We start from the raw sequence: 12,690 nt of genomic DNA on the forward strand, positions 1-12,690 counted from the left end.
ATTCTCTCCTTTCCGAATTCAGTTCAGTTCAATCCATGTTGTATATTTGGGGTAATCGCTCCATTTAGGTCGGTTCGTATTTAGGGTGAGATGACCTTCTGAATTCACAATCACCGATTTGGAATCTATCCCTGTGTGAAAAGTCGGTTTCCACTCATAGATCCGGTCTTTCCATTCATACGTTCGTGTTGTCATTACCGGAGAGTAGGCATACGGTGAATCACACCTGAACGTCAATGTAATGTAACCTTGCCTCAGTCCATTGTGTATAAGTGTTGCTTCATCTACTACGAGTGCATAAAAAATCCTTTCAGGGTTCACTCCTTCCTCGGTAGTAAATGTTAATTCCTGATAATAGTCATGCTGCGTTAACCATCTCGCCACTTCCCTGATCTTGTCTGAGTCCCAACTCTCTTCAAATGCAAAAGAGACCGAGAATTGCAGCGGTTCAACCTCAGTTCTCATAAAATAAGGTTGATCCCTTCCCTTGATTTTCTCTTCTACAATACTCCGGGTAGGAGCAAAGCTTTCTTCCAACATACCACTGCTAAGATTGACGTTAATGATGCCAAAATCCACAGATTTTTGGCCTGCATACGAAAAATAAAGTGCATCCCGAATGGTTATCGTAATCACCTCCTTTCCAGATCAACTGTTAATTCAGGTCTATACGTTGGCCGTTAATTTTAATATTGCGATTAGCTTTGATTTCAATATCACCATCGTTTTTCATATGAATGGTTGAACCGGCTTCTGTTTTGAAAATAATTTCTTTACCATTTACTTCAACTGGTCCCGATTCAGACTCCATAATCACTTTGTCATCCATGAATTTCAGACTTCTTCCTCTTCCATTGGATTGTGCCGAATATAACAGTTCGAGGGACCCGTTGGGTTTGGTTATTAGACCTTTGCCATATTGCCTTGCGTCTCCCTCACCCATACTGATAATCGGATAGGCTGTCTGTCCATCTCCTTCAAAATACAGCTTCATTTTGGTCTTGTCCGTCATTCCATAGACCATCACTGGCCAGTTGGTTACATCCGTTGTCATTTCACCAGATTGACTGGCATTACGCCAATATAACTTACGCCCATCCGATAACGCTTTATGCGTACCCGTTCCCGTCTCAACCATACTCGTCAGAAAGGATAACTCTTTCCCTTCAATCTTGATGTAGTTGGACCATCCTTGTACTGCCGCGCGCGTCAAAGTCGAAACTTTGCCAGACACGATTGAACTTATAAAACCATCCTCTGCTGTAACCATCGTTGCAGCGATCAGTTCTGCATCGATCGCTCCCGCACCTACAATGTCCCATTGATTCATGAATATCTTACGTTGCTCCGAATCAATCAACAGCGTATTTTGATTATCCGTTATCTTCAGCTTTTTGAATTTGGCAGTACCGTCCATGGCAATGGATGCAACAGCATCTTCAAACTCTTCTGCGCCTGCCCAGAATCCTTTCAATGGGAACATTTTCATCACACCGGCCCCATCTCGCAAGGTTAATGATGATCCTTCGATCTGGCCATCTTTGAACAAAGAGTTTTGAATCTCTGCTGAATCTGCATACAGTTTATTCATCCAGACATTACCGTAATAATCCGCATGAAAAGGAGCCCTCGCCCATACACTGGACCCGAGAGCCAAACCATTTTTATCTATTGTAAAGACCTGATCATCCACGCCAGCTTTGACAAACAGATCACCATCAAGCGAAGTGCCGAACGTTTTATCTGCGATCCCGTTACGAAAACGTTCGATAATGAATCCTTCATCTGCTGTCATAGAAACGCGATTAACTTTGGTCGTATCACTACAGTTAGATGAACCGTACCGATTCAGGAAAAATCCAAAACGATCCGGCTGCTCCGAGAGCAATCCGAGCTTCACAACTTCACGTCCACAACGGTCATCGATCATCAATCTGGACCCTTCAATGGTAAACACACCTGTTGTATCTCCTATCACAACCCGCTGACCCAGAATGATCTTGCCTAACACCATTTCAGCAATCAGTCCATCTGCCGTAATGGCCGTTTCATATCTCAGCCCTCCTGATCGTGTCAGGCCCAGTGCACCATTTGTCAAACGTAGAAAACGTAATGGATCATCCGGATCAGTAATAGTAATCCCCTTGTTGTTAATATCCACTGTGTTGTTAATGGACATATTAATTTCATTCGTAACCTTATTCCAGAATCGGTCGAACAGTTTGCTCATGTCAGATGAATCAACAACCGCTTGACCCCATTTTGTCTTATTGGTATCCACAATGATCGAGGTATTCTTGGTTTCATTTAGAAACTTCTCAATTCGGGTAGATTCATCATTTACATTTTTGATGTTGGATAACGTTAGACTGATGGAAGACGAATCATAGTTATATTGAATCTCACTAATACGGGCGGTCACCCCAATACCAACTGATTCATATTTCACATTGACATAATCCCCAAGATTGAGTTTATCCCAGTTAAGCTGCTCCTCCACAATCTCCAGAAAGTTAACAATATCTATATCCACAGATAGTTGAGGTACCTGTAGTTCCCTGAATTTCTCAAGAGCTGCCTCGTACAGATCCTTTTCATCAATGTACTTGTCTTCATTAAATTCTCGTTCAATAACAAAGTAGTTGAGCTCCTGTAATTGCTCTGAGGAAAAGTTGTTCTCTGCCGTTAATAAGGTCTGTAGCTGTGTAATTTGTTGCTTAACCGTTATAATCTTGCTGTTCAGGTTTGAAATTTCGACCTCTTTCAGGGAGATCTGGTTCTTTTTCTGATCCAAACTATATCGATCCACAATGACAGTTTCATTGGAAGAGGTTTCGTACTCAACCAGGCTTATTGTGTTTACCTGAATGAAGCAACTTGCTGCACCCCCGTTTAAACTTACCGTAACCGAATCAGTTCCCTTAGATCTGGTTAGCATCGTCCATTTTCCAGATACAGCATTGACCCATGTTCCATTCACTGAAATGGATACTCCAGCAGCAGGCTCAAGTCGTATCATGACAGCATATGCATAATCTGAATTAAGTTGAAACGTTCGAGACGAGTTGCCCGAATGAGTATATTTTTCAAAAAACATTTTATCAGCAAACTGTTGGGAAAGTGTTACTTCCTCCAATACAGCCTCGTCGTTTTGTAACTTGTTCAGATCAATCTGTAACGGAATCAGATCCTTTTCATACTGTTGAAGCTGAGCCAGATACTGATTGAACTTCTCCTTGTTAGACTCAACTAGGTCATTGTAATCAAGTAAAGCATGGCATAGTCCATCAGACATCCAAAGACTTGAAGTAATGACTTTACGAGAAGAATCGCGTTCAAACGGATACAACCAGTAGCCAAAATTCTCAATATAATTTTGTCCTGTAGGATTCACTTTCTGAATTCCTAAACCATCTCTGCCACTGGCATATAATCTCGTAACCATTTCCTCAGCACTTGTCTCTCGATTCATGCTTTTTAACAATTTCCCATAACCCACGGTAAGTCCTCGATTAATTCCAGTCAGTTCTGGCTTGGTCATACTGATTAGTCGTTTCTCTGTATTAAAATGAACGATTGCGTTATATGTCTCTGCTACCGTGAATACGGCCTCAAGCGCACTGTTAGATGAAAAATCGAATGTCCTGTAACTTAATTTAAAATCGGCATCCAGGTAATCAATATTCCAAAGCGTGTTGGCCAGCAGTTCCGTCAACACTTGTTCTGCATGATACGATTCTGCAAGATAACTATGGATACGCTTGTCTGACAATTCCCTGGCTAGTGAGTAACATCGGACGTTTAACATGTCCGCATCACCCAGATCATCCCCTAGGCTATTTACCGTAAACCACTCTATCTTGGTGCCTTGCACCATTTTTATTAAATATCGTTCTTTGATCAGATCTACATTTTTGTTTCTGTGCAAGACATGGGCAATATCCAGCTGGTACGGTATAGAGAATGATAACTCGCTAACATCATTTAAGCGAATACTCATGGAGTCATGACAAATCTCACTCATTTTGCTAATGATCTCCCGATTCGGTTTTGCTAAAAAATATTGGGGCTGTATAGGTTTTCTAAGATAATCTATAACACCTGGCAATGACTTCACTCCTTTCTGCAAATATAAAAAGGAAGGGCTTCTGCCCTTCCCTAAATGGTTCTCCACTTTAATTTGTTATTCAACGCTTCTTCGAATTTCCCAAGCAAGTTCATTCCGGTATCGTTATCTTTAGCCATAATTTCAACTTTATCAATCTGGATTCGGTTATCCGTATTTCCGGCAACTCTGTTCTCAGAAAATTTAAATGTACTGAAATCAAGACCGGTTTTGATTCGATCTGTGATCCCCCGAACAACATCTACAATCTTCAGAAGATTGGATGTGTCCGATTGATTCAGAATCAACTCTTTCTCATGGGCAAGCAGGAATTTTCCTCCTGCAAACGACGGAGTCATACCACCAGTATTCGCAGAGAAGATATTTAGCTTAGCCAGTTCCGCGAAGCTATTGTCAGGAAATTTATATTTATCCCGGTATCCCTGGTTCTCCTCTTGCAGTTTTTTGAATTCCTTCTCCAGTTTCTGATATTTATAAGAGTCTGTATTATATAAAGACATTTCTTTTCGGATTTTTTCAGCTTCATCCTTATTACTCAGATAATGTGTCCATGCTTTTCTCGTTTCCATCGTGCCTTGAATTTTAAATTCATTGGTTGATCCACTATTATTGTTCCCCTGTGATCCTGAATCGGATGATGAATAGTCTCCTGCTTTAAATTTCCCTATGCCTTCCATCGATTGCTGAAAATTGTACGTCATGTTCTGCATTTCTTGAGAAGTCTCAAATGCATGTTGTTTAATGCTAGCAAATAATTCGTTATACCTGTCGCCTATTTCGGTTAATTTTGCACTGACGACTGCGGCATCGTTACTCATCAATCCTTGCTTCAAATCATAAAAATACTTTTGGTCCTCAAGGATGTCCTTGTAGTAACGTTCTGTTTTCTTCTTCTCATCATCCAGATTAGCTAGCGTTGTCTCATGAAGATCGCTATCTTCTTCTTTTAGCTTATCTGTGTAGTTCTTATGATCATCAAGTTGGTCCTGTAGTCCCTGCTTAACAAGCTCTCTTTCACGATCACGTTCGTACTTAGCGATTTCTTCATCTACGGTTGAGAGTTGCTCTGTCAGATCTTTTCGTTTTGCCTTAGCCTCCATGGAGTTATCCAAAGATAAAACGTTAAGTTTGTCCACAATTTTCTGACGTTCGTTCTTTTTCTTGGTCAACTCTTCCTCATAATCGACAGAAGAATTTTCACGTTCCATTGCTTTTAGCCGTGCATTAATGTGCGTTTCGAACTTCTTCTGCTCATCATCCAGATGTTTATTTCGCTCTTTATGACGTTCGTCTTCAGCCTTCCGCTGCTCATCAATGGCATCGATAGCAAAGTCGCGTTGCTGCTCAATGACTTTTTTGAAATCTTCAATAATTTTGTCTGCGGCATTTTCACGCAAGGCTTTTAATCTCTCATTTACGTCACTCATAGCTGAATTGTTGTCTATCAACGCTATGTTTAAATCTTTCAGCGTATTGGTATATTTAACAGTCTGATCAGCGTTTAATTTACCACCTGAAAGCAGGTGCTCTACATATTTAATCTCTGCTTCTGTGATACGGTTCTTCTCTTGTAGAACAGGAATCTGGCTTGCAAGTTCCTTATTATATTCTGCTGATCCTTCGGTCATGGTCTTCAATTTTGCATTGGAAAGAGAAACTAGATGATCTTGTTCCGAAAGCTTGTCATTATAACTTCCGATATATGAATCTATCACTTTCTCTCTTTTAGCATAAATTTGAGATTCATCCTCTACGTTATTTGATTCCAGGTCTGCAATTTGCTTATTATACGTTTCTGAAGTTATTTTCTTATCTTTAAGCAGTTGCTTAATCTTGGCTATCTCTTGCTCTCTCAATTTAATTTGTTGACCAACATAACTAATTTGTGATTGTTCTTCTTTGCGCCATTCATCAGAATTAATGTATAACATGGATTGTTTACTTGTAGATTTTGTGATCTTTGTCTGTACTTTATCGATTGCCAATTCGTAATATTCAGCCCAGGAATCGATTAGCTTGTACCGGTTATCGATTTGTAGATTTAGGAGCTCATTAATCTCCTTGTTTCCTGCTTCTTCTGCCTTTTTCTTTTCTTCTGACGTTGCTGGTATTATTTCAGAAGTACTTCCGCCACTCTTTTTTGTTGAAGGCGCAGCGACCTTAAGTGCCTTCCCCTTAATGGTGTCATAGTTATTTAATACTTTTGGAACGTAATCATAGGTCTCTTCAAATGGAATTTTATCCATATTCCCATTTTTGAGCCATTCGTCAACATTCCCAAGCCCCGCATTATACGCAGCTAGTGCATGCTTGACGTTCCCTTTGTATCTGTCTAAGAGATACTTAAAGTACTTGGTGCCCCCTTTTATATTCTGCTCGGGATCAAAACTATCTTTCACCCCTTGTTCCTTAGCCGTAGGAGGCATTAATTGCATTAACCCTGCTGCTCCTACTGGGGACTTTGCATTAGGCTTGAAACTGCTCTCTGTTTGTATGATAGCTGCTATCAATTTCGGGTCAATATTATATTGCTCTGCATATTTGTTAATATACTCTGCATACTTACCTGAGTAACTCCCTGATGATTTCATTGTAGTAGAAACGTTCTCAGAAGCAATATCATCTGATTCCTTAGTTGTTTTTATCTTGGTAGATATCAACTTATCTGGATTCTGGACACCTTTCTTCAGAAGGTTTATCTTCTTCTCAATCAGAGAGTTTTCCTCCATCAAAGATTTTCGATATGCAGCTGAACTGGTTTCCATGTGCTTTTGTCTGTTGTGCAGATCATCCAAGGATTTATCTACACCTTGAATTTGTTTCTGGAGTTCGGTCAGAACCTCCGTGGTTTCTGTATACGTGTTATTGGCTTGTTTGGCAGAGTTTGTAGCCTTATCAGAGGACCCCGCGTTTTTCTCATTACTAATACCCAATAAATCTACTGAATCAGTTAACTTATTTATACTAGCCCTTGCATCAAAAGAACGTTCCAAAAGTTCATTAAAAGGAGCTATAAGTTTCTGAAGCTCCTTTTCGGACTGATTTAGTACTGCTTGATTTTCTATTCCCTTTTCTGTGTAATCTTCAACTTCAACGTCTGCAGCAAGTGTTAACCTTACCTGAGCTTTGGCAGCATTTAATTTTGCAAGTGTCGTGAGAGCATCAATCTCGATGCCCCAAGCTCTCAATTTAGCCACGAGTGCTTGGTTATTATTGACCAATTCCTGCTGTGAAAGCACGCCTAACGTTTTAATATAATCTACTTTTGTTTTCTTCAAGCTCTCCAAGGCTGATTTCTCAATTGTATAGCCATCTTTGGTTTGTTTCACATGCTTAGCAAGTTCGGGATATTTCAGAATTAATGCATTCATCTCATCTGCAGACAAAGACTGCCCTTTGGATAGGTCATGAATAACAGAATTCAATTTGCCAATTTCTGAGGTAACACTATTGACCTCACTGGTGAATTTACTTAAATCGGTATTTACCTTTATAGGTTCCTCTAACGGTGCTAAATTAATCTCCGCGATTGCTTGATTAACTTTATTTAACGTATCTATAGTCATATCACCAACGTTAGGCAACTGCTGTAGAAATGTCATTGCTTCTTCGGGTGTTTTAAATTCTTGATTCTGGAGGGCATTGAATATTTCTTTTGCATCGTCTTTAATCTGAAAAGCTGTAGCTTCACTCTGTGCTGCCATTTCAACATAGATATCGACAAACTTCCGGGTTGAGGCCTTAACCTCGGTCCCTTCTGCTTCTTGTAGATCTATGTAGCTCTGATAAGCTCCTTTGATTGCATCAGATTTAATATTGATATCTTTTTGGAAATCTTCGTTTAATTTATCAAGTTTCGCTTTCTCACTTTCGAATTTTTTGGCACCAAATTCCACGTTGTACACCGTTTGATCGTAATCAGGTTTACTATAATTCTCTGGTCCTATTTGATTATAATAATTCAACAATTTAAGTTGTTTATTGTAATTAACATCAATTGTCTCTACTAAATTCTCTTTATCGTTAATTTTTTCTTTATTACCAGCTAATCTTCCCTCAATATCCCGTGACTGTTTGTTATATGCCAATTCAGCCTTGAATCTTTCGTTCTCAATTTCTGTCTCAAGTTGTTCGATTTTCCCTTTAATTGCTTCTGTATTCTCACTCAGAGATTTAGTCTGACCATTAAGTGACTGAGTTGTAATTCCGTATCTGGTAGACAATTCGCTTTCAAGTTGAGCAAGCCTTGTTTTTTCTTCATAATTAAGCGATGCCTGGTTTGAAAGTTCCTCATACTCTGCTGACAAAGATTTCAAACCATTGAGATCGTATACCTTCTGATTCAACGCTTCTGTTTGATCAGAAAAATCCTCGGTGGCTTGAGTCGCGTTTGAGAACTTATTCATTAACCACTCTAAACCGGTGCCAATCAGCGCAAACACAAGTCCTACACCCGTGCTAGCTAGTAATGCCTTAAAAGAATTTTTTAATATAGTAAGACTCATGCTCAACGCTTTGGTACCCGCACTCGCTGCAATAGTTGCAGCAGGAATTCCCATTAAACCAAGAACGGCCTTCGCAATCTCCACTACCAAAATTCGTAAAGACGCGCTCAACAAACCTACGGCCATGCCTAAGAGACCAAATAATGCAAAGCTGCTATTTAGTTGTGCCATCCAGTTCAGTAATCCTGTAACAAGTGAAGTAATAGTTATAATGCTGTCTGATACCAATGCGTTACCCAGTGCAAGTGTGAGTGACTCCCAAGCGGTCTGCATATTTTGAATTCGTGCGCCGAGTGAACCCATATATTGCTCATTATCTTTCATTGCCGCTCCTTGCGAATGAAGGGCTGATTCTGATGCATTCACTGATGTTTGCCAATTCTGCATCAACGCAGTAAACGTTGTTGTCTGATCTTGTCCTGCCAAGCTGAAAGCCGTATTTTGCTGCTGAGCTTTCGTTAACTGATTCCATTTCCCCGCCAGTTCATCCAGTACCGTGATCACATCTTTGTCAGCTTTGGAGATCCCTACGGATTGTAGAGCCCCGGCAGATTGTTCATCCGAGCCAACTCTAGTATATATCGCCTTCAGTCCTCGTCCGACGACATCCCCACTTTCCCGAGTAATACTGCTAATAGCTGCTGTATTTCCCAGTAGCTCCTCAATCGAAACTCCAAAGGATTTGGCTGCTGCGCCAGCTGAAGTTAAGGATAATGCCAGATCCTTACTTGAAACACCGTAGTTCCCACTAACCTCCTTGAGCTTATCTGCAATTCCCATACTCTTATTAGCTTCGATGTTAAATGAAGCCATTGCGCCAGTAAGCGTATTGACCGAATCACCTGGCGTCAAGTTGGATATATTCTGAAGCACACTTGCAGCTTTCCCAAGACTTAGTGTATCTGACTCGTTAAATCCCTGATTGGCAAAGCCGATTAAATTCCCGTTTACCTCAGACATGCTACGTCCCGTAGATTGAGCAATATTGATACTACCATCCAACATTCGCTCTTCGTTGAATGACTTCCCTATTGTTCGTCCTAACTGATTCATCTGACCATCCATTTGAATGATGGATTGAACTGCTTTTCTTAAGACATCCATGGGCTGAATCAATGAAGTTACATTTCTCATCCATCCCCCAGCCATGGTTGAGGCACCCTGCATAACCTCACCCAAGGTTTTGATTTCTCCGCCTGCTGCAGAAGACGAGCGCGTAGTTGCTTTAAGCTGCTCGTTGACTCTAGCTAAATGCTCCGCAGATGCTTTATAACCAACCGTAGACATAGATGAGTTAAGTGTCAGCATTTCATTGCTTAGTGATCTTAACCCATTGGATACCGTTCCATTCAAACTGTATTTTTGACTTGCCTGAGCGATTCTTTCTTCTGTTTCCTTAATGGAATTACGCAGGTTTGTATCCATTTTTGCATTCTGTTGTAGTGCTTGCTGATGTGCTCGATCTTTGGACTCGTTATTTCGGCTTGTTTGCTGTTCCAAAGCTTTGCGGGTGGCTTGTTCTTCACTAAGATTGATTTCACGTTGCTGGTTTAAGCGGTTTTGTTGATTAAGGAGACGTTGCTGTTGCCCTACATGCTCCATCACTTTATCGTAATTTTTCACTTCACCGTCAGTATTAGTGTTCACCGTAAGTAGCTGGCCTGCGTCATTTTTAAATGTTTTAGAGTATCCTGTAATCTCACCTAATTGATTCTTGTTTGCTTTACTCTTAGTCTGTGTATATCCTTCAAGTTCTTGTTCTAATCGTTTAATGGATTTGCGTTGTTTGTCATAAGCTTCTGTTTCAGCAGCTGTCATATTACGTTGTCGTTCTTGAGCTGTCTGAATTCGTTTATATTCATCTATTGAACTCTGCATCAATAACTGATTCTGAACCATGGTACGGTTCAATCTGTTCATGCCCTCTGCATATAAGTTCATACCTTGTACAAAACTTTGATCAAAATCCACTTTGACCTCAAGTTTGCTCATTTTATTTGAAAGTTCTCGAAGAGCCTTATTCAAATCTGTAATCACTTGATTGATATTTATATTTAAATCCAGTTCATTCTGCATTCATGAATCACTCCTCTTATAACAAAAAGAAGCAATTCAATGAATTGCCCCTATTCTGCGTATTGTTCGAACTGTTCGCACAGTTGGTCGTAGACATCCGCTGTTTCTCCCTCCAACTGCAATGAACAACTCTGCAGGATTCGGTACATCGCTTGTAACATTGGCATACGTTCAGCAGTGGACTCGATCATCACTTGCTCTTCCAGTAACTCCTGCAGCTCTGTTTGAAGTGTTAGTGAATCTCGTGGCACCATGTTGCCATTTCTCAAGACAAAACTGCCGTCTTCGTTCTTTAACATGTGTTGCTCTTTCAGCTCTTCCATTTCTTCATGAAACTGCTGATAGTGTTCAACCAATAGTTTTTTAAACCGAGTCCGTATACGGCTTTCCTTGGCTTCCAGCTTGAGCTGGTGAAGGAATACAATGTGTTTTTCCAAATTTGCTTTCAAAAACACTAACATGAGTATTCTCCTTTTATAGATGTATTTCGTTAAATAGTCTCGTCTGTTGAATGTTGTGCACGTGTCATAGCCAACTCGGATACCATTGTTGCCATTTTCTCTTGCAATGCCTTGAACTGTTCTTCAAGCTTTCTAAGTTCCACATCCGGGAACTGTGTCAGTACTTCTTCCATAATCCCGTTATCTAATAACATGTTGGTTACCTTGATGAGTTTTTCCACATCCAGCTTTCTAGGAATCGGAAGATCCGAGAATTCTTTTAGAAGAAGTGTGTTATATAACCCGACTGTATCTTTGATGACTTGATCCGTAACATCTGTTTTCTGTCTAAGTTGATCAATTAGAGATAAATAATTGGTGTTGACATTATCAATTAGCGATTTCCGAAAAAAGGTGTGAATCTGGACTTCATATTGATGGTCTGTTACATAAATCGTTTTGCGCTGATTGTTTTTTGCATCTAGCGTACTTAGAGCTGCTGCCGTTAATTTTTTTGTTTTTGTCGTAGTCAATATGATCACTCCTGATTCTGATTTAAGGGTCCGATTAAAATAAGAACTTCCTGATATTACGGCTCTGTACTTGAGCAAATTATTAATGATATCAGGCGAAACATAGAAAAAGCCGCATGATCATGAATGAAGACACGCAACATTTCAAGCATATGACGAGGTGATATAATTCTGTAAAATGCTCAAGCTACTTGGGATAATCACAGAAAAAGGCTGAACCAATGGTTGGTCCAGCCCCATCCTTGCATCTAAGTTTTAGTCTTCCAGTACGTCGATAACAACCATTGCTTTGGAATGAGTATCCTTCAGCACTTCACAAGTAAATGTAAATGGTTGCGGATCGCCTGTTGATGCCATACCAATCGAGAATCCAGGCATGACTTTCAGTTTAGGAATAGTGTACACAGCCTCTACGTCGAAGCCATCTTCATTCTTCCAATTCGTCGTACCTTCAAGAAGGTATGTTCCTGGGAACACATCCGAAGCAACCGTCATACTTTGCGTGGTATCTGGCGCTGCGTAGTAATAATCGGCAATAACTTTATCTCCCTCATTGAGAGTGGCTTCTGTAAATGTCACAGCAGTACCTGTAATAGGAGAGGCAGTGAGTTTGGCATCCATAGATGATCCGTTTGAAGTTTTGAAGAAATGCGCCAACTTGGATGTAAGTGGAGTATAACTAAGTTTGATTTCTCCTGTCTTACTCACTTCAAGAACCTCTTTTTTATGCACAGGTTTAGTTCCTTTTACAAATTTAGATCCTGTAAGAACAGCGAGGGATTCTTTGGAGATCAACGCATCTTCCATTGTCATGGTTACATCCTTCTCGGAATCCCAACCAATTAGCTTCGGATGCCCTTTTCCACCACGTGCATATACGGTCTGTCCAGCAAACTCCATGGACGATGTCGTCAAACTTTCCAAATAAACGACCGGTTCACCAGTCTTAACATCTTTCAATACTACATCCAAAATTTCACGTGATCCATATCTGCTCATAAAAAAATACC

At 40.2% G+C, this 12,690-nt stretch carries 6 protein-coding genes; all 6 read right to left on the bottom strand.

The features are described 5' to 3' along the window. Positions 1-18: 18 nt before the first annotated feature. Positions 19-636, bottom strand: coding sequence for a distal tail protein Dit (locus OM416_RS13195; RefSeq protein ID WP_264929877.1), 618 nt, complete (start codon positions 634-636; stop codon positions 19-21). 19 nt (positions 637-655) lie between these two features. Next, positions 656-4,024 (bottom strand): phage tail protein, encoded by a 3,369-nt coding sequence (locus OM416_RS13200; protein ID WP_264929880.1) that lies wholly within the window; start codon positions 4,022-4,024, stop codon positions 656-658. A 134-nt stretch (positions 4,025-4,158) separates the two neighbouring features. Next, a complete protein-coding gene (locus tag OM416_RS13205; RefSeq protein WP_264929882.1) occupies positions 4,159-10,707 on the bottom strand; it encodes a phage tail tape measure protein in 6,549 nt (2,182 codons plus the stop codon). Between the two features lie 50 nt (positions 10,708-10,757). Then, complete coding sequence (locus OM416_RS13210; RefSeq protein WP_264929884.1) at positions 10,758-11,168, bottom strand: hypothetical protein; 411 nt, start codon at positions 11,166-11,168, stop codon at positions 10,758-10,760. Positions 11,169-11,197: 29 nt separating this feature from the next. Beyond that, positions 11,198-11,680: a hypothetical protein gene (locus OM416_RS13215; protein WP_264929887.1), complete on the bottom strand. Its 483-nt coding sequence runs from the start codon at positions 11,678-11,680 to the stop codon at positions 11,198-11,200. A gap of 255 nt (positions 11,681-11,935) precedes the next feature. Beyond that, the gene (locus OM416_RS13220) at positions 11,936-12,679 is read right to left on the bottom strand and encodes a hypothetical protein (RefSeq protein ID WP_169478745.1); all 744 of its coding nucleotides are present in this window, start codon (positions 12,677-12,679) and stop codon (positions 11,936-11,938) included. Positions 12,680-12,690: the final 11 nt, after the last annotated feature.

The sequence above is a fragment of the Paenibacillus sp. LS1 genome, assembly GCF_026013365.1.
Classification (GTDB): Bacteria; Bacillota; Bacilli; order Paenibacillales; family Paenibacillaceae; genus Paenibacillus.